Consider the following 24,955-nt stretch of genomic DNA (forward strand, 5'->3'; position numbering starts at 1 on the left):
CGGGCCCGCTTCGCGGATGCGCCGGGCGCGCCCTGCGGCGACACTGGAGCCGGGGGAACCACTCGGCCAGGAGGTTGACCCAATGTCCATGTTGGACAAGATCAAGAGCAAGCTGAAGGGCCACGAGGAGCAGACCGGCAGGGCGGTCGACAAGGCCGGCGACCACGTGGACAAGCGGACCCGGGGCAAGTACAGCGGCCAGGTCGACACCGGCCAGCAGAGGATCAGGGACGAGTTCGGCAGCGACCCGAAGCAGGACCCCCCGACCCGGACCTGACCAGCCACCGCCCGCGGCCCGGACCGGCGGCGCGCCGTACGCGCCGCCCGCCGGTCCGGGCCCCGGCGCGCGCCGTCGGGGCGCCCGTGCCGGGTGTCCGTACCGCTCGGCGGCCGTCAGTAGGTGATGGACGGCAGGAACGCGCCGCCCGGTTCCTGGTAGAGCCCGACGGTCATCAGGCTCATCAGCTGCTGCACCTTCAGGCCGTGTGCCAGGCACCAGTGGAGCAGGGCCGTGTCACGGGCCGGTACGAGGATGCCGGGGCCACCGAAGGCGGGCGCCGCGGCGATCAGGGCCTTGACGTCCTCGGACGTCTCTCCCACCGCGTGCGCGTTGAAGCCCAGGTCGGTGGCGTAGCCGGTGATCCGTCCGTCGTGTTCGGTCACCCGGGCGGTGCCCGCCCGTACGGCGTCGGCGAGCTCACCGCCGCGGTCGAAGCCGTGCACACCGCGGCACAGCTCGTCGCAGGCCGCCAGGTCCTCCTCGGTCGCCGGCCGCACCCGGTAGCCGGGCAGCGAAGTGCCGATCGGCGGACCCTGCAGGCAGGCCAGCGTCTCGCGGAACTCGAACCCGAGACTGGCGTAGAGCGCGAACGAACGGCTGTGGTAGCCGCTCTGCAGCAGCCGGACGCCGGCGGCCCGCCGTTCGGCGGCCCGGTCCAGTACGGCCCGCATCAGCCGGCGCCCGACACCCGAGTTCTGGACGGCCGGGTCGACGGTGAGAGGCCCGACGCCGGCGATCCTCGACCGCTCGTCGAGATGGTTGCTGCCCACGATCCGGCCGTCGAGCTCGGCCACCACGCTGTAGAACCCCGGATGTTCGAGCAGATGCTCCATCATGCCGGTGGCCTCGTCACCGGTCGGGATGTCGGACGGGAAGCCGTGCGCGCGGGCGATCGCGGAGAACGCCTCGAAACAGATCGTGCCGCAGTCCTTGGCGTCGTCCGCCCTTCCGCGGCGCAGTACGAGTTCCACTTCGGCGTCTCCTTCCCGGCCCAACCACCATGGGCCGCTTCCGCTTGCGCTTCTTCCGCTTTCAATCAAACGCGCCCGCCACCTCGCTGGCAACCACGCGTCCCATGCCATGGGCACGATCCTGAGTGGTTCTGTCCTAAAGTGTGCGCCGCCGCGGGGGGTGGTGAATCCGGGTGACACGAGAGCGCCGGGGCCACCCGCCCGCACCACTCGGGGTGCGGGGCGGCCCTCCCTGATGAACAGTCGTGCCGAGTCCCTCTCTCGAAGGAGAAACCATGCTTCGGCGCATTTCGCTCGTTCTTACCGGTCTGCTGGCTGTCGGCTTCCTGGCCGCCGCTCCGGCGGCGGCCTCCCCCGCCGACGTCGAAGGCTGCTGGCTGTCCGGCGGTCATGTGAAGGCCGGTGACGTCAAGGTCCAGGACCTGCACGCCACCTGCTTCGCCACCTGACGGGCAGTACGGCCACGGACCCTGACGGGTCCTCGGATGGGCGCCCCGGGCGGGGCGCCCATCCGCGTGTCCGGCGCCGGTCCGGTGCCTCAGCGGCCCAGCGCGGCCATCGCGGCGTTGTGTCCCGGGACGCCGCTGACGCCGCCGCCGCGTACCGCGCCCGCCCCGCACAGCAGCACGTTGGCGTGACCGGTCTCCACTCCCCACCGGCCGGTCGCCCCGGAGGCGTACGGGAAGGCCAGGTCACCGTGGAAGATGTGGCCACCGGGCAGCCGCAGGTCCCGTACCAGGTCCAGCGGGGTACTGGCCTCGACGCACGGGCGGCCCTCGGCGTCGACGGCGAGGCAGTCCGCGAGCGGTTCCGCCAGGTGGGCGTCGAGGGTGGCGAGCGTGGCCGTGAGGAGGGCCGCGCGTGCGGCGTCGTTGTCGCGGGCGAAGAGCCGCGCCGGGGCGTGCAGGCCGAAGAGGGTGAGCGTCTGGTACCCCCGGGCGGCGGGGCCGGGCCCGAGGATCGACGGGTCGCTCAGCGAATGGCAGTAGAGCTCGCAGGGCGGGGCGCTCGGCAGCCGGCCCGCCGCCGCCTCCCGGTGGGCGTCGGCCAACTGCCGGTATCCCTCGGCGACGTGGAAGGTCCCCGCGAACGCCTGGCGCGGGTCGACGGACGGGTCCCGGAGCCGGGGCAGCCGCTCCAGCACCATGTTGACCTTCAGTTGGGCGCCCTCGGCCGGGGGTGGGGCCTGCTCGCCGAGCAGCCCGGCCAGGACATGGGGAGAGGCGCCCACCAGGACGTGCCGGGCGGCCACCGTGCCCTCCGCGCCGGCGGTGCGGAAGGTCACCTCGGCGCTGCGGCCGTCGGTCTCCACCCGGGTCACCTCATGGCCGGTGCGCAGCTCGGCGCCCGCCGCCCGGGCCGCTCCCGCGAGCGCGTCGGTCAGCGCGCCCATGCCGCCGACGGGCACGTTCCAGTCGCCGGTGCCCCCGCCGATCACGTGGTACAGGAAGCAGCGGTTCTGGACCAGCGACGGATCATGGGCGTCGGCGAAGGTGCCGATCAGGGCGTCCGTCAGCACCACGCCCCGTACGAGGTCGTCCTGGAAGTGCTCCTCGATCACGACGCCGACCGGTTCCTCGAAGAACGCGCGCCAGGCCCGCTCGTCCCCGATCCGGGCGCGCAGGGCGGCGCGGGCGGGCAGCGGCCCGGTGAGCGTGGGGAAGACCCGTTCGGCGACCCGGGCGGTCATCGCCTGGAACCGCCGCCAGGCGGCGTACTCGGCGTCCGATCCGGTGAGCGCGGCGAACGAGGCGCGGGTGCGGCCCGCGCCCACCAGCAGCCCGCCCGGCCGGCCGGCGCGTTCGACGGGCGTGTACGAGGAGACGGCGCGCCGGCGCACGGTGAACCGCAGGCCCAGCTCGCGCACGATCTTCCGCGGCAGCAGGGACACCAGGTAGGAGTAGCGGGAGAGGCGGGCGTCCACACCGGCGAACGGCCGGGCGGAGACCGCGGCCCCGCCGGTGGCCGCCAGCCGTTCCAGGACCAGCACGGTGCGCCCGGCGCGGGCCAGATAGGCGGCGGCGACCAGGGCGTTGTGGCCGCCGCCGACGATGACGGCGTCGTACCGGCGCGTTGCGGTCATGGCTCTTCGTAGCACGCGGCGGCCGGTCGGGACCAGGGTGCTTCGCGCAGGGCGGCGATCCGCCGGTACAGTCCGGCCGCCTCGGCGGGCCGGCCCAGCCGCTCCAGGCAGTGCGCCTGGTCGTGGCGGCCGGCCAGGGTGTCCGGGTGGCTCTCGCCCAGCACCCGGGCCCGGGCGTCGGCGACCCTGCGGTGCACGGCGAGTGCCTCGGTCCAGCGTTCCAGCCGCCCCAGCGCGTGGGCGACCTCGCCCATGCTGACCAGGGTGTCGGGATGTTCGGGGCCGAGCACCCGGGCGCGCGCGGCGGCCACCTCGCAGGCCGCCCGGTAGGCCTCCGCGTGCCGGCCGGGCGGGGCGGCGGGGGGCACGGTGGCGGGGCCCGGTGGGCGGGGGGTGGTCCAGCCGCCGGTGAGTCCCGCCGACGGGTCGAGCGGAGTGGCGCCCAGGAGGGCCGCGCCGACCGCCTTGGGTCCGGTGGACATGCCACCGGTCCAGGAGGGCAGCCCCGGTGCGCGCGCCGGCGGCCCCGGGCGGGGGTCGGACGCGGTCTCCGGCGCCACCAGGGCCGGAAGGGCGTGGGAGATGCGGCGGCGCAGGTCCGCGGCGTCCGCGGGGCGGCCCTCGGGTGACTTGGCGAGCAGGTCCAGCACGATCCGGTCGAGGGAGGCGGGCACCTCCGCCCGGTGCGTACGCAGCGGCCGGGGCGGGGTGTCGCGGTGCCCGACCAGGATCGACCAGGCGTCGTCCAGGTCGAACGGCGGGGCGCCGGTGGCGATCTCGTAGAGCACGCAGCCCAGCGAGTACAGGTCGCTGCGGTGGTCCACCTGCCCGCCGCCGATCTGCTCGGGCGACATGTAGTGCGGGGTGCCCATGGCGATGCCGGTGCCGGTGAGCCGGGAGGTGAAGCCGATGTCGCCGCCCAGGCGGGCGATGCCGAAGTCGCAGATCTTCACGGTGCCGTCGGGCAACCGCATGATGTTGGCGGGCTTCAGGTCCCGGTGCACTATGCCCTGCCGGTGGGTGTAGGCGAGCGCGTCGGCGATCTGTTCGGCGACGCCGAGGACGTCGCGCAGCGGCAGCGGCCGGTGGGCGTTGTCCGCCATGAGCTGGCTGAGGTTGCGGCCCTCCAGCAGCTCCATCACCAGGTAGAGCACCCCGTCGTCCTCACCGAAGTCGTGGACGACGGTGACGCCCCGGTGCTGGAGCGCCGCGGCGACCCGGGCCTCGCGGCGGAAGCGCTCGCGCAGCGCCCGGGTGAGGTTCTCGTCCCGCCGCGGTCCGAGCGGCTTGAGGCACTTGACCGCGACCCGGCGGCCCAGTGCCTCGTCGGTGGCGCGCCAGACCTCCCCCATGCCCCCGCGTCCGATCACCTCCAGCAGCCGGTAACGGCCCTGGAGCAGCAGCCCGATGTCGCCCATAGCGCGCTCTCGCCCCCGTCGAATCGCTACGCCCTCCCCGGCCGTCCAGTATGGCGGCCGGTGCCCGGAACGGGTACGGGTCCGGACGGGACGGTCCGCGGGTCCGGTGCCGGCCCGCCGTACCGCCGGTGGGCGTACGGAGGCAGCGGGGCGTACTCGAGCGCCGACGCCCGCCGCCACGGCCGGGCCCGGGCCGGGGCCCGGGCGCCGGCCCGCCCGGCGGCCCGCCCCGTGCCGCAGGTGCGGGTGCCGGCGAAGCCGGCGGCCCTCCTGAGGCGGCCCCGGGCGTCGTCCAGGGAGGTGTTGTCGTCGACGACGACGACGACGCGCGCTTGTGGTGCGGCTGCCGGGTCACCGGGGCGGGGCCGAACAGGCCCGGTCCCGGCCCCGCCCCACCACCAGGGGCGGGCGGGCCGCCCCGTACCCCCCGGCCGCCCGGCCGGGTGCCGCCCGTCGGTGGATCCGCTCGGGACCGGTCCCCGCGTTCGGCGCTGCCGCCGGCCACCCCCCGGACCCAGGTGTCCCGTCACCTCGCTCGCGGTGCCGACTCCTCCGGGGCGGCGCCGGTGAGGAGTTCCGTCATGGTCCGCGCGGCGCGCACGGCGGAGTCGCCGCAGCAGTTGTTGAACAGCACGTGCACCTCGTCGGCCGCGCGCGCCAGTTCCCGTACCCGTCCCACCCACGGCGACAGCTCACCGGGGGTGTAGACGTGCCGGAACCGGTCCTCCTTGCTGCCGGTGCCCCAGGCGGCGCTGCGGCCGTGGAACCGTACGACCGCGAGCCGGGGCGAGGTGGCGAGCGTCACCGGCGGCAGCGACCCGGCCAGGCCCTGGGCCATGTCGACGGCCACGAACGGCAAGTCCCGAGTCTTCAGGAACTCGGCCGTGGCGCTCAGGTGCTCGGCGGCGAACCACGCCGGGTGCCGGAACTCCACGGCGATCGTCCCGCCCGCCCGCTCACGGCACTCGTCGAGGTAGGCGTACGCCCGCTCGTCCGGCGCGAACCACGGCGGGAACTGGAACAGCACCGCGCCCAGCCGGCCGGCCGCGCGCAGCGGTTCCAGAGCCTCGTGGAACAGGTACCAGAGTTCGGCGAGCACATCGGGCGGGAGCCGGCCCGCCCGCAGCCGGGCGGAGCCGGGCAGTCCCGGCGGGCGCAGGGAGGGCGGTAGCGCGCCGACGGTGACCGGATGCCCGGTCAGCGGGGCGAACGCCTTGACGTCGAACACGAAACCGTCGGGGGTGCGCTCGGCCCAGAGCCCGGCGTTCCGGGCCGAGGGCAGCGCGTAGTACGTCGAGTCGACCTCCACGACCGGGAAGCGGGACGCGTAGTGCCGCAGCCGGCCCTCCGCGTCCCGCGAGCCGGGCGGGTACCAGCCGCTCGCGACCAGTGCCTTGTCCGTCCAGGAGCAGGTTCCCACCAGCACGCGGCCCGTCATGGCGGCCGCTCAGTCGGTGGACAGCGCCTGCAGCAGGTCGCCCCCCTGTGGATCCGGCAGCGCCCGCGCCACGGCGGCCTGGGCGATCATGCCGACCAGGCGGTGTTCGTCGATCACCGGCAGCCTGCGGACCTGGTGCCGGGTCGTCCCGCGCAGCACCAGCCGCGCGTCGTCGTCCGGGTCGACGTGGACGACCTCGCCCTGGGCGAGGTCGCCGGCGGTGGTGGTGGCGGGATCCTTGCCGGCGCCGAGCGCCTCCACCACGATGTCGCGGTCGGTGAACACGCCCGTGAGCCTGTCGTCACCGTCGCGGATCGGCAGCGCGCCGACACCGAGCCGGGTCATCCTCCCGGCGGCCCGCGTCAGGGTCTCGTCCTCCCCGACGTACTCGGCGTCCTTGGTCGTCAGCTGCCGTGCGGTCGCCATGCGCGGTGTCCTCCTCGTTGCTCGTGCCCGCCGAAGGCCGTGGGCCGTTCAGAGTGCGATCATCACCGCCATGGCGGCGAACAGGGCCGCCACCAGTACGGAGATCAGCAGGATCACGGCCAGCGGGGCCTTGGCCCAGCCGGTCGTCGGGTTGTGCGTCTCCTGGGGCCCGGCCCCGCTCATGCTCGACTCGTCGGGCGGTGTCTCACCCGGTGGCACGCCGCCGCCGGGGGCGGGACCGGCGGTGCGGTCCGGGTCCGGGTCGGGATTGGGGTTGGGGTTCCGGTAGGTCATGGGGTACGAGTGCGCAGCCCCGGCGCTTTCAATCACCCTCCGCTTCCCGCTCACCCGCTCGGCGGGTCCGGCGCCGGTGGCTGGTGTCGCACCACGGGTAGCGGCGGCTGCGGCGGCAGGTGCACACGGCCACCATGAAGCGGTCGGAGCGGACCGTGTCGCCGTCCGGGGTCGTCACCTCGACCGGCCCGTCGAGGAGTATCGGGCCCTCCGGGTCGATCACCACGCGTTCAGCTCCGCTGCGCACGGATCACCACCAGCTCTTCCTTGCGTTCGCCGGGGGGGATGGCTCCGCGCCGCTCCAGCCAGTCGGCGTGCCGGGCCATCACCGGACCGAAGGGGATCGTCTCGCGCAGCTCGACCCGGGCCCGCAGCCCGCTGTCCCGGAGCTGGTCGAGGGTGGTGTCCACGCCCGAGAGGGCGGACTGCACCAGCAGCAGGACCCCGGAGTCACGCAGCAGCCCGGGCGCGTCGGCGCAGAGCCGGTCCAGGACGGCCCGCCCGTCGGTGCCGGCGTTCCAGGTGCGCTGGGCGCCACGGGCACGGCCCGGCGACAGTACGTACGGCGGGTTGGACACGATGAGGTGGAAGCGCCGGTCCGCGACGGGGCCGGTGAGGTCACCCCGGCGCACGGAGACCGGCAGCCGGTGGCGGCGGGCGTTCAGGCGCGCGGCGAGCACCGCCCGCCGGGATATGTCCACGGCGGTCACCCGCGCCGATGCCTGCTGGGCCGCCACTAGGGCCAGCGCCCCGGTGCCGGTGCCCACGTCGAGCACGTCCACGACGTCGACGTTGGGCTGCTGGCGCAGAGTGCGCAGCTCACTGCGGGCGGCTCGGGCGAGCAGCGCCGTGTCCTCCTGGGGGGCGTACACGCCGCGCGGTCTGAGTAGTCGCATGCGTAGCGGGTACCTCGAAGATCTCCGCTGAAACGGTTGAGGAGTTAAGTGATGACCAACCAGTCCGGTTCCGGTTCCCGTTCCGGTTCGCTGTGGATGGAGTACGCCCCGGGACCTGACCGGCCGGCCCTCGGTGAGTCCGTCGAGGCCGAGGTGGCCGTGGTGGGCGGCGGTGTCGCCGGCCTGTGCACGGCCTGGGAGATGGCGCGCGCGGGACACCGGGTGGTGCTGCTGGAGGCCGACCGGATCGCCTCCGGGGTGACCGGGCACACCACGGCCAAGCTGTCCTCGCTGCACGGCCTGGCGTACGCGCGGATCCGGTCCGTCCACGGTGCGCGGGCCGCGCGGCTGTACGCGCACTCCCAGCAGCTCGCGGTGGAGCGGGTGGCGGAAGTGAGCGAGGAGCTGGGTGTCGACTGCGACCTGGAGCGGGTGCCCGCGTACACCTACACCGAGGACCCGGGGAAGACCGACGAGCTCCGCGAGGAGGCGGAGGCGGCCCGCGCGGCCGGGCTGGCCGCCTCGTACGTGACGGATGTGCCACTGCCCTTCCCGGTGGCGGGGGCGGTCCGGGTCGAGGACCAGGCGCAGTTCCACCCGCGCAAGTACCTGCTGGCGCTCGCCGCCGACCTGGAGGTGCTGGGCGGGAGGATCTTCGAGCGGACCAGGGTGACCGGTCTGAAGGAGGGCACCCCGTGCGAGGTGACCACGAGCGCCGGGCACACGGTGAGGGCACGCGACGTGGTGATCGCCACGCACTACCCGGTGTTCGACCGGGCGCTGCTGTTCACCCGGCTGGAGCCCAAGCGGGAACTGGTGGTGGCCGGGGCACTGCCCGCCGGCCGCGACCCGGGCGGGGTGTTCCTGACGCCGGAGGGCGGTACCCGCTCGGTGCGCACCGCGCCGTACACGGACGGGCAGCGGCTGCTGATCGTCACCGGTGAGAAGTTCACCCCGGGCACGGTCGACGAGGGCGAGGTCGGCGCCCGGTACGAACGGCTCGCCTCGTGGGCCCGCGAACGGTTCCCGGGCGTGCGGCTCTCCCACCGGTGGGCCACCCAGGACAACCACACCACCGACCGGGTCCCGTACGTGGGCAGGCTGCATCCGGGCTCCCGGCACACCTACGTGGCGACCGGCTTCGCCGGCTGGGGCATGAGCAACGGGGTGATGGCGGGCGCGCTGCTCGCCGCCCGCATGCGCGGCCGGGAACCGGCCTGGACGAGTCTGTACGACCCGGTGCGGCTGCACCCGGTGCGCGAGGCGCCGGCGATACTGCGGCTGCAGGCCCAGGTGGCCAAGCACTTCATCGGCGACCGGGTGCCCGGCGCGCACGCCGACTCGGTGGAGGACATCGCGCCGGGCGGGGGCGCGGTGGTGCGCGTCGCCGGACGGCGCCTGGCGGTGCACCGGGACGCCTCGGGGGCGCTGCACGCGGTGTCCGCGCGCTGCACCCACATGGGCTGCATCGTGCACTTCAACGACGAGGAGTGCGCCTGGGAGTGCCCGTGCCACGGTTCGCGCTTCGACGTGGACGGCAAGGTGACGCAGGGACCGGCGGTACGGCCGCTGGAGCAGGTGGACATGGACGGTACGGAGGAGAACTCGTGAGCGTGGGACCGATGCCCGAGGAGCGGGGGCCGCTGTCGGCGGCCGTACGGCGCGTCCTGCTGGAGGGGACGGCGCCGGAAGTGAGCGTGGCCGGGGCGGACCCGCTGGGCGAGGACCTGCAACTGGCGCTGTACCTGAGCTACGAGCCGCACTACCGGGCGCTGGAGGGCGTGCCCGACGAGCGGGAGTGGGACCCGGCGCTGCTGGGGCTGCGCCGCCCCATGGAGGAGGCCTTCCTGGCGGCGCTGCGCGAGGCGGTGCCCGCCGACGACGACGTGGCGGCGGCGATCGAGCCGTTGCTGGTGGAGCCGGTGGACGGGCAGGGGGTGTCCCACCGGCTGATGGACGGGGGGACCTGGGAGCTGATGCGCGAGTACCTCGCGCACCGTTCGCTGTACCAGCTCAAGGAGTCCGACCCGCAGGCGTGGCTGGTCCCCCGGCTGGAGGGGCAGGCGAAGGCCTCGCTGGTGGCGGTGGCGTTCGACGAGTTCGGCGGCGGGCGCGCGGAGCGGGTGCACGCGCACCTGTTCGCGGAGCTGATGGACGGGGCGGGGCTCGACCCGTCGTACGGGAGGTACCTGGACCTGGCTCCGGCCACCACGCTCGCCCAGGTCAACGCGATGTCCCTGTTCGGGCTGCACCGGTCGCTGCGGGGCGCGGCGGTCGGCACGTTCGCCGTCATCGAGATCACCTCGCCGCCCGGTGCCCGGCGGATGGCGAAGGCACTGGAGCGGCTGGACGCCGAGGAGCGGTGCGTACGGTTCTTCACCGAGCACATCGAGGCGGACGCCGTGCACGAGCAGGTGATGCGCCGCGACGTGCTCGGCGACCTGCTGGCCCGCGAGCCGGGACTCGCGGCGGACGTGGTGTTCGGCATCAGGGCCACGACCTGGCTGGACGACCGGTGGGCGGACGAGGTGCTGGAGGCGTGGGACGCGGGCCGCACGTCGCTGCGCCGGCCGCTGCCCCCGCTGCCGCCGCCGGCCCCCGCGTAGGCGGCCCCGCGCGGGGCCGGGGGTCCCGGGCCCGGCCCGTGGCTCCCGCGCGCGAGCCACGGGCCGGCCCGGACCCGGCGGGCGCGCACTCGCGCCCCGGCGCGGAACGGCGCCGCTGGCGCGGCGGGACATCGGGCCACGCGGCCCGCTCCCGCGGGACACCGGGACACGGTCGCGCGGCCCGCCGACGTCGGCCTTTGATCCCCCGGCCGGGGCCGGGGGATCAGGGAAGCAGTTCGTCCAGGGCCGCCTTGCCCTTCTCGGCCATCCTGCGCTCCGCCCAGGCGAGGTTCTCGGGATTGACGTCACGCCCCGAGGCGAGCACCACGTCCTCCGCGGTGAACTCACCCTCCGCGCCGCTGTGCAGGAGGGCGTCCGGAGTGACGCCCTCGCGCTGGGAGATCGAATCGGACTCAGCGTTCATGCCGCCTCCTTGTTCGTCTGCACTGGACATTGTCGTCGCCGAGTACCCGCATCGCACGTGCTGCACCGCCCGTGTCGGCACGGTGTCGGAAGGATGTCGGTGGCGGCTGTGACCGTGGGCGCGAACCGTCCGGCACCGCTCGACCGAGGAGCCCCCGATGAGCCAGTCCGCACCGCTGCCCGTCCGCCACGTCCGGGTCACCGCCGTCCGCCGGGTCACCCCGCGGATGGTCCGGATCACCTTCGGCGGACCGGCCCTCGCCGACTTCCTCCTGGCCGGCCCCGACCAGCAGGTCAAGCTGTTCTTCCCCAAGCCGGGCCGGAGCGCACCCGTGCTGCCGGAACCGGACGGGGCGGACGGCGACGTGATGCGCTGGTACGCCGCCTACCAGGCGATCCCGGAACACGAGCGGCCGTGGATGCGCAGTTACACGATCCGGGCGCACGACCCGGGGCGGCGGACCGTCGACATCGACTTCCTGCTGCACGGCGACGCGGCGGACGAGGGTCCCGCCACCCGCTGGGCACGCCGCGCGCGGCCCGGCGACACGCTCGGGATGTTCGGTCCTTCGGCCGCCTTCGCCGGCCCCGTGGCGGCGGGCACGGCCGGCTGGACGCTGCTGGCCGGGGACCAGTGCGCCCTGCCGGCGCTCGGCACGATCGCCGAGGCGCTGCCGGCGGGCCACCGGGCGGTGGCCTACGTGGAGGTGCCCGACCCGGCGGAGGAGCAGCCGCTGCCGAGCTCCGGGGAGCTGACCGTGCACTGGCTGCACGGCCGGGGGCTGCTGCTGGAGGCGGTACGGACGGCGGACCTGCCGTCCGGTCAGGGGTGCGCGTGGCTCGCGGGTGAGGCGGGCGTGGTACGGGCCCTGCGCCGGCACCTGGTCGGCGAGCGGGGCCTGGCCAGGGGATCGGTGGACTTCACCGGCTACTGGCGCCACCGGCTGAGCCAGGACGACGCCCCGACTCCGGAGGATCTGGCCGAGGCGCGGGAACGGCTCGCCGGCCTCGACGGCTGAACCCACGGGCCTCCCGGAGCCGGGGTCCGACCGCGGCTTCCCCACCGGGCCGCGTACCGCTCGGAGGCGGGCCGCCGTTGCCCGAGCGGTTCGGCCCGTGCCTCCCCCTCAGCCGCCGTGGCGTTCCGCCAGGGCGGCGGCCTCCGGCACCGTGAGGCCGCCGCCCTCGGCGTGGGCGCGGGCGTAGGCACCGGGGGCCAGGACGGCCCGCAGCCGCGCCTCCGCGTGCCGGCGGAGTTCCGCCTCCGTCTCGTGGGGCAGTTGCCGGAAGCCCATTCCCCCGGCGCCGGGCAGGTGCCGGTCGTACGCCCCCAGCAGCCTCGCGCCGTCGAGCCCGCCGCCGGCCCGGCCCATGGCCCAGGCCGCCACCGGGAACTGGCTGAGGATCAGGTGCGGGGCGACCAGGTACGCCAGGGGGCTCAGCCGGCGCAGGGCCGCCGCCACGCGGGACCGGGCGGCGGCGTGGTCCCCGTCGAGGCAGTCCAGCCAGCCGCGCAGGCCGAGGACCAGGCCGGTGAGGATCCCGGGCGTACCGGCGGCCAGCTCCTCCTCGACGGTGTCCAGCTGGCGGCGGGCGAGCGCGGTGCGCCCGGTGTCCCCGTAGTGCTGGGCGAGCAGCAGCCGTGCGGTGCTGACCGCCTCCACGCCGTGCTCCGCCGCGTCCTCGGCCGCCTCCCGCAGCAGCCGTTCGGCGCGCTCGCGCTCGGCGGGGCCGGTCGCGGTGCGCAGCCGCACATGGGCCAGCCGCGCCTGGAAGACGGCGGCCTGGGTGCGCGCGCCGGTCTGCCCGGCGGCCGCCACGGCCCGCTCGTAGTCGTGGGCGGCGTCGGCGTGGCGGCCCTCCCGCTCGTACGCCTCCCCACGCGCCGACAGCGCTTCGGCGACCCCCCAGGGGTCGCCCGCCGCCTCGAAACGCTCCAGTGCCTCGCCGGCGTCCCGGGCGGCGGCATGCCGCAGTCTGGCACGCATCAGCAGGGCGAGGCCGAGCTCGCCGTCGTCGCCGTGCTCGCGGGCGGAGGCCACGCAGGCGTCCATGGTGTCGTCGAGCCCGCCGAACTCGCCGAGCATCAGCCGGACGAAGAACCACATGGCGCCCGGCTGGCGGCAGTTCTGCGGCAGGCCGGGCCGGTAGGCGTCGGCGACGGCCTCCAGCCGGCCCCGGTTCCCCGGTCCCGCCGGAGCGGCTTCCTGGTCGCCGTCGGCGGCGAGCGCCATCAGCCGTACGCCGCGCCGGGCCTCCCACAGGGTTTCCTCCGGCCACGGCGGCGGCGTGTCGGTGCACCGGCCGGTCATCGGCACGGCGCGGCGCACCGGTGGCAGGAACGGGTCGGGGCCGAGGCCGGCGGCGGCCACGGACCAGGCGCGGGCGTCCGCCTGGTGGCCGCGCAGCTGCCAGAACCAGTTCATGGACAGGGCCAGGCACAGCGCCTGTGGTTCCTCGCCCAGTTCGACGGCGGTGCGCAGGGCGGCCCGTATGTTGTCGTGCTCGGTCTCGAACTCCGTCAGCCGGTGCGACTGGCGCGGGCCGCGCAGTTCGCTCTCGCCGGTGCGTGCCAGCTCCCGGTAGGCGGCGAGGTGGCGCCGGGCCGTGGCCTCCCGCTCCCCCGCCTCGGCCAGCCGTTCGGCGGCGTAGTCGGCGACGGTCTCCAGGAGCCGGTAACGCAGGTCGCCGGCGGGCGCGGGGACGGTGACGACCAGGGACTTGTCGACCAGGGAGGCGAGCCGTTCCACCGTGTCCGGCTCGGCGCAGACCGCTTCCGCCTGAGGCAGCGCCCACCCGCCGGAGAAGACCGACAGCCGCCGCAGCACAGCCCGTTCGGTGTCGTCGAGCAGCTCCCACGACCAGTCCACGACCGCGCGCAGCGTCCGCTGCCGGGGCAGCGCGGTACGGCTGCCGCCGGTCAGCAGGCGGAACCGGTCGTCCAGCCGGTCGGCGATCCGGCGGGGGCTGAGGGCACGCAGGCGGGCCGCGGCCAGTTCGATGCCGAGCGGCAGGCCGTCGAGACGGCGGCATATCTCGGCGCAGGCGTCCGGATCGCCGGACACCTCGAAACCGGGCCGTACCATGGCTCCTCGCTCGGCGAGCAGCCGCAGCGCCGCGTCGTGGCCGAGCGGTTCGACCGGGTGCACGGTCTCGCCCGGCACCCCGAGGGGTTCGCGGCCGGTGGCGAGCACGGTGATGCCGGGGCAGGCGGTCAGCACCGTCTCGGCGAGGGCCGCGGCGGCGCCGGCGACGTGCTCGCAGTTGTCCAGGACGAGCAGCAGCCGCCTGCGGGCGCAGTGCTCCACCAGGACGCCGAGCGGATCGCGGGCCGGTGCCCCGGCGGTCCACCGCAGCGGTTCACGCGCGCCGAGAGCGGTCAGTACGGCCCCGGGGACACCGTCCTCGTCCCGTACCGGGGCCAGTTCGGCGACCCGCACGCCGTCGGGCCACGCCCCGCCGGCCGTGTCCGCCGCCTCCAGCGCCAGACGGGTCTTGCCGACGCCGCCCGGGCCGAGCAGGGTGACCAGGCGGCGCCGGCCCAGCTCCGCGACGAGCCGCGCCAGTTCCGCGTCGCGGCCGACGAAGGAGGTGAGCCGGGCGCGGAGGCTGCCGGGCGCGGTCGAAGGGTGCCCGGCGGGTACGGCGGTTGCGGCCCGGGGGTGGTGCGGCGCGGTGGTGTGCGCGGCGCGGTTCGCCGCGTCGTGCGCGGGGTCCGGCCGGCCGTGCCCGGCGCCGTGCGGCTGGCCGGTCGCGGCGGCGGCGCCGAAGCCGCGCCCGTCTCCCGGGACGCGGGCCAGGGCTCCCCCGGTGCCGCGCGCGGGCCGTCCCGCGTCCGCGCCGACCGCGTCACCCGGGGCGCCGGCGAGCAGCTCGGCGTGCAGGGACCGCAGTTCGGGGCCCGGTTCGGTGCCGAGGAGGTCGGCGAGGCGGGCCCGGACCTCCCCGTACGCCGCCAGGGCCTCGGCCGGGCGGCCGGCCGCGCGCAGCGCCCGGATGCGCAGAGCCGCGGCGGGTTCGTCGAGGGGCCGCTCGGCGGTCAGCTCCGCGAGGCCGTCCAGGGCGCGCTCCGGGCGGCCCAGCGCCACCTCGGCGGCGAGGCGGGCGCGGCGTGCCCCGGTGTGCCGCCGCTCCGTCCGCACCACCAGTGGGTCCTCGTCCCGGTCCGGCAGGTCGGCGAGCACGGGCCCCTGCCACAGGGCCAGCGCCTGGTCCAGCAGCCGGGCCGCGCCCCGCGGGTCGCCTCCGCCGAGCGCGGCCACACCGTCGGCGGCGAGCCGCTCGAACCGGAACAGGTCGATGTCCTCGCGCCGGGCGGCCAGCCGGTAACCACCGGGGACGGAGACGACCGCTTCCCGGCCCAGGGCCCGGCGCAGCCGCCCGACCAGGGCCTGGAGTGCCGCCGGCCCGTCGGCCGGCGCACCGGCACGGCCACCGGCGGCGCCGGGCGGCCACACCTGGGCGGCCAGGTCACCGGCCGGGACGGCCCGCCCCCCGGCCGCCGCCAGGGCGGTGAGCAGCGCCCGCAGCCGAGGCCCCGCGAGCGGCACCAGGGTGCCGTCCGGGCGGAGCACCCGGGTGTCACCGAGTACGCGGTAGCCGTATGTCACCCGGCCATTGTCGTGCCGGGCCCGGCCGGCCGGTCACCGGGTTCGGGGACCGGGTGGGTGAGCCGGAGCTTGGACTGGCCGTGCGGCAGCTGTTCCCAGTCGTCCATGAAGCGGGCGTCCAGACCGTGTTCGGCGGCCAGGCGGACCAGTGTCCGGGTGCGGTAGTAGAAGTCCTCGCCCAGGACGTGGTGCTCGGGCCCCTCCGTACGGTCGAAGGTGAAGTCGAAGAACCCGCCGGGTGCCAGCACCCGTCCGACGTGGGCGAGGCATTCGTCGATGACCTCCAGCGGCGAGTGCGAGAACACGCTGTGCGCGTGCACCACCGTGAACCACCGGTCGGGCAGGAAGTCCAGCGTCAGGTCGTCGACCGGGGTGAGGTGGGGCAGCTTGGCCTGCAGTCCGTAGTGGACCAGGGTCTTCTTGGCCTCGATGAGGATGTCGGGCGAGATGTCGATCCCGTAGTAGTGGCCGGGCTCCAGGTAGTCGATGAACCGCCAGCCGGCGCGCAGGTTGCCGCACCCGATCTCCAGCAGCCGGTCCTGGGGGGTCAGCCCGTGTCCCACCAGGTAGTCGTACTGCAACTGGCCGATGGCCAGCCAGCGCTCGGGGGACGGCCCGCCGCCGACCGCCGCCAGCGGGCTGCGGGCGGTGTCGGACGCCATCACGGCCCGGTAGTACGCGACGTGGCTGCCGCGGTGCCGCAGCCGCAGCAGGCTGTCGCGGCCGGCCCGCCGCAGGTAGGGAAGCACCCGGTGCGGGTGGCTCAGGGCGTAGCCCACCTTGTAGCCGAGTCGTGCGCGGTTCCTCGACAGGCGCGAACCTGGTGTCTTGTCCATGACGGCCTCCGTGCCATCCGTGGGCGGCCCCCGGGCGGATGCTAACCACGGCCGGCCGGTCGGCCGCATCCCGGCGCCGGTCCCGGAAGGCACCGGCTCACTCGTTCCGGGCGCACCGCTGCGCCAAGTGCCGTCCCGGTGTGGTGGGCCGGCCACGGATCACCGCAGCGTGGAGGGGATCCGGGCCGGGGCCGCGCCGTGGGCCCCGCGTACCGGCCGGCGAGGCGGCGAGCGAGGCGGGACATGCGCGCATCACGGGTGCTCACCGGCGCCACCCCCGGCGCCAGGGGCGGGCCGCGCGCCACGGCCGCGGGTGGGCGTGGCCCTGCGGACCGGGGCGCGGCCCGCGTGCCGCGGGGGCCGGCGGCGGTGGCCGCCGCTTTCGCGTTCGCGCAGCTGGTACTGGTCGTACCGGGTCTCGGGCTCGGCTGGGACGAGACGGTGTACGTCAGTCAGGTCGGCACGCGGGCGCCGGCGGCGTTCTTCAGCGCGCCCCGGGCCCGGGGCATCACCCTCCTGGCGGCGCCGGTGGCCGGACTGACCGACTCGGTGGCGGCGCTGCGCGTCCATCTGGCCCTGCTGTCCGGCTGCGGGCTGTTCGTGGCCCTGTGGGTGTGGCGGCGGCTGCTGCCCGCGCCGGTACCGGCCGTGGCCGGCGCGCTGTTCGCGAGCCTGTGGGTGACGCTGTTCTACGGTCCGCAGGCGATGCCCAACCTGTGGGTGGCCTATGGGGGGCTGGTCGCCGTCGGCTGCTTCCTGCGCGCGGTGCGGGACCGCGGCGACCGGTGGGCACTGCCCGGTCTGGGGGCGGGGGTGGCACTGGCCGCGCTGATGCGTCCGGCCGACGCGGTGTGGCTGGCCCTGCCGCTGGCGGCGGCGGTGCCGCTGGCCCGGCCGGTACGCCGCCGGGGTCCGCCGGTGGTGGCGGCGCTCGCCGCGGGACTGGCCGCGGGATGCGCCCCGTGGGTCGTGGAGGCGTACGCGCGCTACGGCGGCCCGGTGGCGCGGCTGCGCCGGGCCGGCGAGATCCAGGGGGGCCTGGGCTGGTACTTCTCCGCCGACGACCATGTGCGGGCGCTGGGCGGGCGCACGCTGTGCCGCCCCTGTGACGTGCCCTGGCACCATCCCGTGTCGGCCGGGTGGTTCCTCGCCCTGCCCCTGCTCGTGGCGGGCGGCGTGTGGCTGGCGGCCCGCACCCGCCACCGGGCGCCGGTGGCCCTGGCGGCCGTGGCCGGCGCGGCGTCGGCCGTGCCGTACCTGTTCACGGTCGGCTACGCGGCGCCGCGCTTCCTGCTGCCCTCCTACGCCCTGCTGGCCCTGCCGGTGGCGTACGCCCTGGTGCGGGTGGTGCGGGGTTGCCGGGACCGGCCGTCCGGGTGGCGGCGCGGGACCGTGGCGCTGCTCGCGGTCGCCGTCGCCGGGCACCTGGCGGTGCAGTACCGGGTACTGGAGTCGGTGGCGGACCGGGTGCGCCGTGACACCGTGGACCTCGGCCGGGTCGCCGCCGCGCTGCGGGCCCAGGGCGTCCGTCCGCCGTGCGTGGTCAGCGGCGAGGACGCGATCCGGGTGGCGTACCGCGCGGGCTGCGCCTCGCGCCAGCCGTCCGGGCACGACGGCAGCATCACGCCCGGGGCGCTCACCGCGACGGGGCTGCGCCGGCCGGTCGCGGTACTCGTCTCCGACCTGGGCGGCGTTCCCGCGTACGCGCGCCGCTGGCGCGTCCGTCCGCTGCCGGATCTGGGCCACCGCACCGGCCTGCGGGCCCACCTGTCCCCCGCGGCAGTCCCCCCGGGCCCGGCCGGGCCCCGGTGAGCCCGGTGGAGCGGGCGACGGGGCGGGTGGTGCGACAGGGGCCGCGTGGCCTCACCCTCACGACACCTTGGCGTTCCCCCGTGCCCGGCTCGACAATGAGGGAGATGACGGACAACTGGGCACACAGCGGCGAGATCGGGCCCACCGAGCGGCTCGCCATGAATCGGACGGGCAGCTTCGACTGGGATCTCGACGCCGGGACCATCGACGTCGACGAGGCGGGGCTGCTCGTGTTCGGCCTGGCGCCCGAAGCGTTCGACTCCCGGCCCGACACGCTGGTGCACCGGCTGGACGCCGCCGAGCGTGCCCGGCTGGACGGCGTGATCCAGGAGGCGCTCACCGGGGGCCACTCCTCCTACGCCGCCCACTTGCGCCTCCCCCTGGAGGACGGCTCCGCGCAGTGGACGCATGTCCAGGCGCGCATCCTGCGCGACGGGGACGGCCGGGCCCACCGGATCGTGGGGATCGTCCGGGACGCCACCTCCGAGATGACCCACTCCGCGTTCGTCATGGAACTGGAGAAGCGCAGACAGCGGCAGACCGACATCGTGGAGCGCACCACGCGGGCGCTGTCCCGCGCGGTGACCGTGGACGACGTGACGGCCGCGCTGACCGGCCCGGGCGGGCTGGCCCGGCTGGGCGCGGACGGCCTGGCGCTGGGTCTGGTGGAGAACGGCTCGCTGAACATCATCGCCCTCAGCGGCGATTCCCTGGACGTGCTGGAGAGGTTGCGGGTGCGGCGGCTGGACCGCGGGATGCCGCTGGCCGACACGGTGCTCAGCGGGCGTCCGCTGTTCAGCAGTTCCTTCCCCGACCTGGTCCAGGACTACCCCGCGCTCGCCCCGTACGCCGAGCGCCTGAGGTTCCGGGCGGCCGCCTACCTGCCGCTGGTGGCCCAGGCCCGGATGCTGGGCGGGATGGCGCTGTTCTACCGGGCGCCCACCGCCTTCACCGCGGACGAGCGCAACCTCGCGCTGGGCCTGGCGGCCATCGTGGCCCAGTCCCTCCAGCGGGCCATCCTGTTCGACGAGGAGCGGGAGCTCGCCACCGGGCTGCAGGCCGCGATGCTGCCCCGCCGCATCCCCGCCGTCGAGGGCGGGGAGATCGCCGTGCGGTACCACTCGGCCTGGAGCGGCCGGCAGGTCGGCGGCGACTGGTACGACGTGATCCCGCTGCCCAAGAGCCGGGTGGGCGTCGTCGTCGGCGACGTGCAGGGCCACGACACGCACGCCGCCGCGATCATGGGTCAGCTGCGGATCGCCCTGCGCGCCTACGCCGGGGAGGGGCACGCCCCCTCGACCGTGCTGGCCCGGGCGTCGCGGTTCCTCGCCGAACTGGACACCGAGCGGTTCGCGACCTGCACCTACGCCCAGGTCGACCTGGACACGGGCACGGTGCGGGCGGTGCGCGCCGGGCATCTGGGGCCGCTGATCCGGCACACGGACGGCCGGGTGGGGCTGCCCAAGCTGCGCGGCGGGCTGCCGCTGGGCGTGGCGTCGTTCTTCGAGGACGAGGAGTTCCCCGAGACCCGGCTCGACCTGGTGCCGGGCGAGACGCTGGTGATGTGCACCGACGGGCTGGTCGAGGAGCCGGGCGCCGACATCGAGGACGGGATCGCCGCGCTGGCGGAGGCGGTGAGCGGCGGGCCGCCCGAGGCGCAGGCGCTGGCCGACCACCTCTCGGAGCGGTTCTGGGAGCGGTGGGGGGCGGGTGACGACGTGGCCCTGCTGGTGCTGCGGCGCAGCCCGGACCCCGGTACGCCGCGCGCGCCGCGCATCCACCAGTACATCCACCAGGCCGATCCGCAGGGGCTGTCCGAAGCGCGGGCGGTGGTGCGGCGGGCGCTGCGCGACTGGGAGATGGGGACGTTCGCGGACGACGCCGAGCTGATCACCGGCGAGCTGCTGGGCAACGTGCTGCTGCACACCGAGGGCGGCGCGGTGCTGACCCTGGAGGTGCTGCCGGAGCCGACCCGCCGGGTGCGGCTGTCGGTGCAGGACCGGTCCAGCGCGTGGCCCCGGCGCCGTACCCCGGGCGAGGCCGCCACATCGGGCCGCGGGCTGTTGCTCCTGGACGCGCTGGCCCTGCGCTGGGGGGTGGAGCCGCGCGGCGAGGGCAAGGCCGTGTGGTGCGAGATCGGACCGTCGCCGTCGTCCAGGCAGGGCGGCGCGGCGCCGGGCCACGGACCGGGTGGGTCGTGATGGACCCCGTAGAGGCGCTGGACGAGATCGCCTTCCTGCTGGAGCGGGCGCAGGCACCGACCTACCGGGTGCGCGCCTTCCGTACGGCGTCGGCGGCCCTGGCGGCCCTGGGCGAGGACGAGGTGGCCCGGCGGGTGGCGGCCGGCACCCTGGAGGACCTCAAGGGCGTCGGCCCGAAGACCGCGCAGGTCGTGCGCGAGGCCCTGGCCGGTGAGGAACCGGCGTATCTGCGGCGGCTGACGAGCGAGGCCGGCGAGGCGCTCGCGCGGAACGCGGACGCGCCGGGCGCGGCCCTGCGGGCGGCGCTGCGGGGCGACTGCCACCTGCACTCCGACTGGTCGGACGGGGGCAGCCCGATCGACGTCATGGGCCGGGCGGCGGCGGCCCTGGGGCACGAGTGGGCGGTGCTCACCGACCACTCGCCCCGGCTGACGGTCGCGCGCGGCCTGTCGGCCGAGCGGCTGCGCGAGCAACTGGACGTGGTGGCCCGGCTCAACGAGGAGTGGGCGCCGTTCCGGCTGCTGACCGGGATCGAGTGCGACATCCTGCTGGACGGTTCGCTCGACCAGGAGCCGGAGCTGCTTGACCGGCTGGACCTGGTGGTGGGGTCGGTCCACTCCAAGCTGCGGATGGACGGCCCCGCCATGACCCGGCGGCTGCTGAGGGCCGTGGCGAACCCGCTGATGGACGTACTGGGGCACTGCACCGGGCGGCTGCTGTCGGGGCGGGGCCGGCCGGAGTCGGAGTTCGACGCGGAACGCGTCTTCGCCGCGTGCGCCGACTCCGGTACGGCCGTGGAGATCAACTGCCGTCCGGAGCGGCTCGATCCACCCCGCCGGCTGTTGCGGCGGGCGGTGGCGACCGGGGTGTTCTTCGCCGTCGACACCGACGCGCACGCGCCGGGCCAGCTGGACTGGCAGATCCTGGGATGCGCTCGGGCCGAGGAGTGCGGCGTACCGGCCGACCGGGTGATCAACACCTGGTCGGCCGGACAACTGCTCACCTGGACCCGCACGCGTCAGGCGCCGGCCGGCGAACCGGCGCGGCGGGGCCGGGCGGCGCGGCCGGACCGGACCGTTCCCGGCCCGCCGTTCCCGGCCTGACCGTCTCCGGTCTGCCGTGTCCGGCCGGGCCCGGGCGCGAGTGGCGCCCGGTCCGCCCGGGGGCGGGTGACGGGTCGTCGCGCGGACGCGTCCTAGGCGGCGCGACGCCTGCGGACGGCCCACAGGATGACGCCACCGGCCACCAGCACGGCCACGGCCGCGCCACCGATGAGCGGCGTGGAGCTGGACGAGCCCGTCTCGGCGAGGTCGGGCCCGGCGGGGCTGGGCGCGGCCGACTGCGGGGCGGAGGGCACCGCGGACGGCGTCGTCGGGGGCGCCGGGGCGGGTGCGGTCTCGCTGGGCGTGGTGCTCGGCGTGGGCGTGGGCGAGGCGGTGCTCGGCGTGGGCGACGGCGAGGTGGTGCTGGGCGTGGGCGTCGGGGTCGGCCTGGTGCCGTCGCACACGGGGGCGGTCTTGGTCTCGTCGCGCGAGAAGCCGTCGCCGTCGCCGGCCTTGACGACCAGTCGGACGGTCAGCTCCTTGTCGTGCTCGGGCAGCGCCAGCTCCTTGTGGAACTCGCGGCCGAACTTCTCCGTCGGCAGCAGGTCCTTGCCGTCGACGGTGACGGTCACCTCGTTGGGGGCGGTCGGTGAGTAGTCCGTCAGGTCGACCTGGACCTGGGAGCAGGTCACGGACCAGGCGGGCGTGTGTGCCTCGGCGGCGGTGGCCGAGAGCGCCACGCCGGTGATGCCGAGGAGCGCGGCGGTCGCGAGCGCCGCGGCGCTCCGCCTCGGTCTGGCGGTCAGGGTCATCAGGGGGGTCCTCCGTACGGAGACGGGTGCCGGTACTGTCGTACGCCGCCGGTCGCGGCGTATCGCGCACAGTACTGCTCCTCCTGGTGGCATCCGCACCCGGCCCCCACCGCCGCAACCGGCGGCCGGGGCAACCGGGTTGGCGCCGCGGGCCGGGGCGTCGGGGACGGCGCCCCGCCACGCGGGGCTCGACGAGGGGCGGCGCGTTCCGCCCAGGCCCTGGCAGCGGCCTCGCGCTGCCCACGCGACGCCCGGCGGGACACACGGCCGGTGCCCCCGCGCTGCCCGGTTCCGGTGGTGCGCGCGGTCGAGGTGGTACGCCGGTGGCGGTGGGCGGGTACGGGTACCCGCAGTCTCGGCGCGGTCCGCGCGCCGTGCCGCGAGAAAGGGCTCCCGTGAACTACTCCGCCGGCTTCACCCGCTCCCCTGGCCACTTCACGGACCGGATCACCGCCGACGGCCGGGACGGCTGGCCGGTCGAGGCCGGGCGCTACCGGCTGGTCGTCAGCCGGGCCTGCCCGTGGGCGAGCCGGTCCCTGGTCGTGCGGCGGCTGCTGGGCCTGGAGGACGCGCTGTCCCTCGCGGTCGCCGACCCCGTCCAGGACGAGGGCGGCTGGCGGTTCACGCTGGACCCGGACGGCCGGGACCCGGTGCTCGGGATCCGGTACCTGTCCGAGGCGTACCGGGCCCGGGAGCGGGACCACGCGGGGGGCGTGAGCGTCCCGGCGGTGGTGGACGTACCGAGCGGGCGGCTGGTCACCAACGACTACCACCGCATCACACTGGACCTGGCCACCGAGTGGCGCGCCCTGCACCGCGACGGAGCGCCGGACCTCTACCCCGAGGCACTGCGCGACGAGATCGACGAGCGGATGGAAAGCGTCTACCGCGACATCAACAACGGGGTGTACCGGGCCGGCTTCGCCGAACGCCAGGAGTCCTACGACGCGGCGTACGGGCGGCTGTTCGCCCGCCTCGACCAGGTGTCGGAGCACCTGTCCACCCGCCGCTACCTGGTCGGCGACACCATCACCGAGGCGGACGTCCGGCTGTTCACCACCCTGGTCCGGTTCGACGCGGTCTACCACGGCCACTTCAAGTGCAACCGCAACAAGCTGACCGAGGACCGGGTGCTGTGGGCCTACGCGCGTGACCTCTTCCAGACACCCGGCTTCGGCGACACCGTCGACTTCGATCACATCAAGCGGCACTACTACCAGGTCCACGAGGACATCAATCCGACCCGGATCGTGCCCCGGGGCCCCGACCCGCGCGGCTGGCTCACCCCGCACCACCGGGAGGAGCTGGGCGGCCGTCCGTTCGGTGACGGCACGCCGCCACCCCCTCCGCCCGCCGGCGAGGTGGCGCGGCCGCTCCAGGAGGGGTGAGGGCGGCACGGCGCCGGGGCGTCAGCCGGCCTGCCAGACCGTGGTGGCGTTGCAGAACTCCTTGATGCCGTGGCCGGACAGCTCCCGCCCGTACCCGGAGCGCTTGACGCCGCCGAACGGCAGCGCCGGGTGGGAGGCGGTCATGCCGTTGACGAAGACGCCGCCCGCCTGGAGGTCGCGGACGAAGCGGCGTACGTCCTCCTCGTCGCGCGTCCAGACGTTGGAGCTGAGTCCGAAAGGCGTGTCGTTGGCCAGGTCGACCGCCTCGTCGAGGCTCCCCACCCGGTAGACCACCGCCACCGGGCCGAAGGTCTCCTCGCGGTGGATCCGCATGCCGGGGGTGACGTCGCTCAGCACGGTCGGCCGGTAGTACCAGCCGCGCTCCAGCCCCTCGGGCCGGCCGCCGCCGCACCGTACGGTCGCGCCCGCGCCGACGGCGTCGTCCACCAGCTCCGCCAGTTCGTCGCGCCCCCGCTCGCTGGCGAGCGGCCCGACGTCGGTGGACTCGTCCATCGGGTCGCCGACGGTGAGCGCCGCCATGCCGGCCGTGAAGCGTTCCGTGAACGCGTCGTACACGTCGGCGTGGACGATGAACCGTTTGGCGGCGATGCAGGACTGGCCGTTGTTCTGCACCCGGGCGGTGACCGCCACCTCGGCGGCCCGCCCGACGTCGGCCGACGGCATCACCACGTACGGGTCGCTGCCACCGAGCTCCAGGACGGTCTTCTTGACCTCGTCGCCGGCGACGGAGGCGACCGAGCGCCCGGCCGGTTCACTGCCGGTGAGGGTGGCCGCGGCCACCCGCGGGTCGCGCAGGATGCCCTCGACGGCGGCCGAGCCGACCAGCAGGGTCTGGAAACAGCCTTCGGGGTAGCCCGCCCGGCGGAACAGGTCCTCCAGGTACAGCGCGGTCTGCGGGACGTTCGAGGCGTGCTTGAGCAGTCCCACGTTGCCGGCCATCAGCGCGGGCGCGGCGAACCGCACGACCTGCCAGAGGGGGAAGTTCCAGGGCATCACGGCCAGCACCGGGCCGAGCGGCCGGTAGTGGATCCGGGCGGTGACGGCGCCGGAGTCCCGGACCTGGTCGGCGTCGGGGTGCTCGTCGGCGAGCAGCCGTTCGGCGTTGTCGGCGTACCAGCGCATCGCCTTGACGCACTTGGCCGCCTCGGCGCGGGCCGCCGCGAGCGGCTTGCCCATCTCGGTGGTCATGGTGCGGGCGATGTCGTCCCGATCCTCCTCCAGCAGGTCCGCGGCGCGCCGCAGCAGGCGGGCCCGTTCGGCGAACGGTGTGGTGCGGTGTTCCCGGAAGGCCGTCCCGGCGGCGGCCAGCCGCCGTTCCACCTCGGCGGGCTCCAGCGGGTCGAAGGTCTTCAGTGTCTCGCCGGTCGCCGGGTTCACCGTCGCGATGGGCATGGGGT

21 protein-coding genes and 1 pseudogene are annotated in these 24,955 nt (G+C 75.6%); 9 read left to right on the plus strand and 13 right to left on the minus strand.

Translation table 11 applies throughout. From position 1 onward, the window contains the following. The first annotated feature begins 82 nt into the window (after positions 1 to 82). A complete protein-coding gene (locus AB0H53_RS11290) occupies positions 83 to 277 on the plus strand; it encodes an antitoxin (protein ID WP_362109976.1) in 195 nt (64 codons plus the stop codon). Positions 278 to 393: 116 nt separating this feature from the next. Here AB0H53_RS11290 and AB0H53_RS11295 read toward each other — a convergent pair whose 3' ends face one another. Further along, on the minus strand, positions 394 to 1,251 hold the full coding sequence (locus tag AB0H53_RS11295) for a GNAT family N-acetyltransferase (protein WP_362109978.1): 858 nt from the start codon (positions 1,249 to 1,251) through the stop codon (positions 394 to 396). Positions 1,252 to 1,526: 275 nt separating this feature from the next. Here AB0H53_RS11295 and AB0H53_RS11300 point away from each other — a divergent pair, with 275 nt between their 5' ends. Beyond that, positions 1,527 to 1,700 carry a hypothetical protein gene (locus AB0H53_RS11300; protein ID WP_362109980.1) on the plus strand — a complete coding sequence of 58 codons (174 nt, stop codon included), beginning with the start codon at positions 1,527 to 1,529 and terminating at the stop codon, positions 1,698 to 1,700. An 89-nt stretch (positions 1,701 to 1,789) separates the two neighbouring features. Here AB0H53_RS11300 and AB0H53_RS11305 read toward each other — a convergent pair whose 3' ends face one another. From AB0H53_RS11305 to AB0H53_RS11335, 7 genes and pseudogenes are all read right to left on the minus strand, one after another. Further along, positions 1,790 to 3,334 (minus strand): NAD(P)/FAD-dependent oxidoreductase, encoded by a 1,545-nt coding sequence (locus AB0H53_RS11305; RefSeq protein ID WP_362109982.1) that lies wholly within the window; start codon positions 3,332 to 3,334, stop codon positions 1,790 to 1,792. A gap of 19 nt (positions 3,335 to 3,353) precedes the next feature. Next, positions 3,354 to 4,752, minus strand: a pseudogene (locus AB0H53_RS11310) (serine/threonine-protein kinase); the annotation flags it as partial. Positions 4,753 to 5,278: 526 nt separating this feature from the next. Further along, positions 5,279 to 6,190, minus strand: a complete 912-nt coding sequence (locus AB0H53_RS11315; RefSeq protein WP_362109984.1) for a DUF72 domain-containing protein — start codon at positions 6,188 to 6,190, stop codon at positions 5,279 to 5,281. 9 nt (positions 6,191 to 6,199) lie between these two features. After that, complete coding sequence (locus AB0H53_RS11320; RefSeq protein ID WP_362109985.1) at positions 6,200 to 6,616, minus strand: CBS domain-containing protein; 417 nt, start codon at positions 6,614 to 6,616, stop codon at positions 6,200 to 6,202. 48 nt (positions 6,617 to 6,664) lie between these two features. After that, positions 6,665 to 6,910 (minus strand): DUF6480 family protein, encoded by a 246-nt coding sequence (locus tag AB0H53_RS11325; RefSeq protein WP_362109987.1) that lies wholly within the window; start codon positions 6,908 to 6,910, stop codon positions 6,665 to 6,667. Between the two features lie 28 nt (positions 6,911 to 6,938). Further along, positions 6,939 to 7,157, minus strand: coding sequence for a CDGSH iron-sulfur domain-containing protein (locus AB0H53_RS11330; RefSeq protein ID WP_362109989.1), 219 nt, complete (start codon positions 7,155 to 7,157; stop codon positions 6,939 to 6,941). Further along, a complete protein-coding gene (locus AB0H53_RS11335; RefSeq protein WP_362109991.1) occupies positions 7,141 to 7,806 on the minus strand; it encodes a HemK2/MTQ2 family protein methyltransferase in 666 nt (221 codons plus the stop codon). Before AB0H53_RS11335 ends, AB0H53_RS11330 begins: the two co-directional genes overlap by 17 nt. 51 nt (positions 7,807 to 7,857) lie before the next feature. Here AB0H53_RS11335 and AB0H53_RS11340 point away from each other — a divergent pair, with 51 nt between their 5' ends. Beyond that, positions 7,858 to 9,417 carry an FAD-dependent oxidoreductase gene (locus AB0H53_RS11340; RefSeq protein ID WP_362109993.1) on the plus strand — a complete coding sequence of 520 codons (1,560 nt, stop codon included), beginning with the start codon at positions 7,858 to 7,860 and terminating at the stop codon, positions 9,415 to 9,417. Next, positions 9,414 to 10,412, plus strand: a complete 999-nt coding sequence (locus AB0H53_RS11345; protein ID WP_362109995.1) for an iron-containing redox enzyme family protein — start codon at positions 9,414 to 9,416, stop codon at positions 10,410 to 10,412. Before AB0H53_RS11340 ends, AB0H53_RS11345 begins: the two co-directional genes overlap by 4 nt. Positions 10,413 to 10,635: 223 nt before the next feature. Here the strand turns inward: AB0H53_RS11345 and AB0H53_RS11350 are convergent, their stop codons facing one another. Then, the gene (locus tag AB0H53_RS11350) at positions 10,636 to 10,836 is read right to left on the minus strand and encodes a hypothetical protein (RefSeq protein WP_362109997.1); all 201 of its coding nucleotides are present in this window, start codon (positions 10,834 to 10,836) and stop codon (positions 10,636 to 10,638) included. Between the two features lie 157 nt (positions 10,837 to 10,993). On the opposite strand from AB0H53_RS11350, the gene AB0H53_RS11355 reads away from it, so the two are divergent. Beyond that, the gene (locus tag AB0H53_RS11355) at positions 10,994 to 11,854 is read left to right on the plus strand and encodes a siderophore-interacting protein (protein ID WP_362109999.1); all 861 of its coding nucleotides are present in this window, start codon (positions 10,994 to 10,996) and stop codon (positions 11,852 to 11,854) included. Positions 11,855 to 11,962: 108 nt separating this feature from the next. Here AB0H53_RS11355 and AB0H53_RS11360 read toward each other — a convergent pair whose 3' ends face one another. Both AB0H53_RS11360 and AB0H53_RS11365 read right to left on the minus strand, forming a co-directional pair. Beyond that, positions 11,963 to 15,445, minus strand: coding sequence for a BTAD domain-containing putative transcriptional regulator (locus AB0H53_RS11360; protein ID WP_362110001.1), 3,483 nt, complete (start codon positions 15,443 to 15,445; stop codon positions 11,963 to 11,965). After that, positions 15,442 to 16,281, minus strand: coding sequence for a class I SAM-dependent methyltransferase (locus tag AB0H53_RS11365; RefSeq protein ID WP_362110003.1), 840 nt, complete (start codon positions 16,279 to 16,281; stop codon positions 15,442 to 15,444). Before AB0H53_RS11365 ends, AB0H53_RS11360 begins: the two co-directional genes overlap by 4 nt. 369 nt (positions 16,282 to 16,650) lie before the next feature. On the opposite strand from AB0H53_RS11365, the gene AB0H53_RS11370 reads away from it, so the two are divergent. The 3 genes from AB0H53_RS11370 to AB0H53_RS11380 all read left to right on the plus strand — a co-directional run bounded on the left by AB0H53_RS11370 (position 16,651) and on the right by AB0H53_RS11380 (position 21,397). Next, positions 16,651 to 18,093 carry a hypothetical protein gene (locus AB0H53_RS11370; RefSeq protein WP_362110005.1) on the plus strand — a complete coding sequence of 481 codons (1,443 nt, stop codon included), beginning with the start codon at positions 16,651 to 16,653 and terminating at the stop codon, positions 18,091 to 18,093. Positions 18,094 to 18,197: 104 nt separating this feature from the next. Then, positions 18,198 to 20,294 (plus strand): SpoIIE family protein phosphatase, encoded by a 2,097-nt coding sequence (locus AB0H53_RS11375; protein ID WP_362110007.1) that lies wholly within the window; start codon positions 18,198 to 18,200, stop codon positions 20,292 to 20,294. After that, a complete protein-coding gene (locus AB0H53_RS11380; protein WP_362110009.1) occupies positions 20,294 to 21,397 on the plus strand; it encodes a PHP domain-containing protein in 1,104 nt (367 codons plus the stop codon). The genes AB0H53_RS11375 and AB0H53_RS11380 overlap by 1 nt, the downstream gene beginning before the upstream one ends. A 92-nt stretch (positions 21,398 to 21,489) precedes the next feature. Here the strand turns inward: AB0H53_RS11380 and AB0H53_RS11385 are convergent, their stop codons facing one another. Next, positions 21,490 to 22,149, minus strand: a complete 660-nt coding sequence (locus AB0H53_RS11385; protein WP_362110011.1) for an LAETG motif-containing sortase-dependent surface protein — start codon at positions 22,147 to 22,149, stop codon at positions 21,490 to 21,492. Between the two features lie 395 nt (positions 22,150 to 22,544). On the opposite strand from AB0H53_RS11385, the gene AB0H53_RS11390 reads away from it, so the two are divergent. After that, positions 22,545 to 23,537 carry a glutathione S-transferase C-terminal domain-containing protein gene (locus AB0H53_RS11390; RefSeq protein WP_362110013.1) on the plus strand — a complete coding sequence of 331 codons (993 nt, stop codon included), beginning with the start codon at positions 22,545 to 22,547 and terminating at the stop codon, positions 23,535 to 23,537. Between the two features lie 21 nt (positions 23,538 to 23,558). Here AB0H53_RS11390 and AB0H53_RS11395 read toward each other — a convergent pair whose 3' ends face one another. Then, on the minus strand, positions 23,559 to 24,950 hold the full coding sequence (locus AB0H53_RS11395) for an NADP-dependent succinic semialdehyde dehydrogenase (protein ID WP_362110015.1): 1,392 nt from the start codon (positions 24,948 to 24,950) through the stop codon (positions 23,559 to 23,561). Between the last annotated feature and the right edge of the window lie 5 nt (positions 24,951 to 24,955).

Origin of the sequence: Streptomyces sp. NPDC050856 (assembly GCF_040653855.1) — a bacterium.
Lineage (GTDB): Bacteria > Actinomycetota > Actinomycetes > Streptomycetales > Streptomycetaceae > Streptomyces.

Excerpts from the sequence above, each read along its gene's own strand:
- AB0H53_RS11290 (WP_362109976.1), top strand. The coding sequence starts at position 83 with ATGTCCATGTTGGACAAGATCAAGAGCAAGCTGAAGGGCCACGAGGAG.
- AB0H53_RS11300 (WP_362109980.1), top strand. The coding sequence starts at position 1,527 with ATGCTTCGGCGCATTTCGCTCGTTCTTACCGGTCTGCTGGCTGTCGGC.
- AB0H53_RS11305 (WP_362109982.1), bottom strand. The coding sequence starts at position 3,334 with ATGACCGCAACGCGCCGGTACGACGCCGTCATCGTCGGCGGCGGCCAC.
- AB0H53_RS11315 (WP_362109984.1), bottom strand. The coding sequence starts at position 6,190 with ATGACGGGCCGCGTGCTGGTGGGAACCTGCTCCTGGACGGACAAGGCA.
- AB0H53_RS11320 (WP_362109985.1), bottom strand. The coding sequence starts at position 6,616 with ATGGCGACCGCACGGCAGCTGACGACCAAGGACGCCGAGTACGTCGGG.
- AB0H53_RS11325 (WP_362109987.1), bottom strand. The coding sequence starts at position 6,910 with ATGACCTACCGGAACCCCAACCCCAATCCCGACCCGGACCCGGACCGC.
- AB0H53_RS11335 (WP_362109991.1), bottom strand. The coding sequence starts at position 7,806 with ATGCGACTACTCAGACCGCGCGGCGTGTACGCCCCCCAGGAGGACACG.
- AB0H53_RS11340 (WP_362109993.1), top strand. The coding sequence starts at position 7,858 with ATGACCAACCAGTCCGGTTCCGGTTCCCGTTCCGGTTCGCTGTGGATG.
- AB0H53_RS11350 (WP_362109997.1), bottom strand. The coding sequence starts at position 10,836 with ATGAACGCTGAGTCCGATTCGATCTCCCAGCGCGAGGGCGTCACTCCG.
- AB0H53_RS11355 (WP_362109999.1), top strand. The coding sequence starts at position 10,994 with ATGAGCCAGTCCGCACCGCTGCCCGTCCGCCACGTCCGGGTCACCGCC.
- AB0H53_RS11365 (WP_362110003.1), bottom strand. The coding sequence starts at position 16,281 with ATGGACAAGACACCAGGTTCGCGCCTGTCGAGGAACCGCGCACGACTC.
- AB0H53_RS11375 (WP_362110007.1), top strand. The coding sequence starts at position 18,198 with ATGACGGACAACTGGGCACACAGCGGCGAGATCGGGCCCACCGAGCGG.
- AB0H53_RS11380 (WP_362110009.1), top strand. The coding sequence starts at position 20,294 with ATGGACCCCGTAGAGGCGCTGGACGAGATCGCCTTCCTGCTGGAGCGG.
- AB0H53_RS11385 (WP_362110011.1), bottom strand. The coding sequence starts at position 22,149 with ATGACCCTGACCGCCAGACCGAGGCGGAGCGCCGCGGCGCTCGCGACC.
- AB0H53_RS11395 (WP_362110015.1), bottom strand. The coding sequence starts at position 24,950 with ATGCCCATCGCGACGGTGAACCCGGCGACCGGCGAGACACTGAAGACC.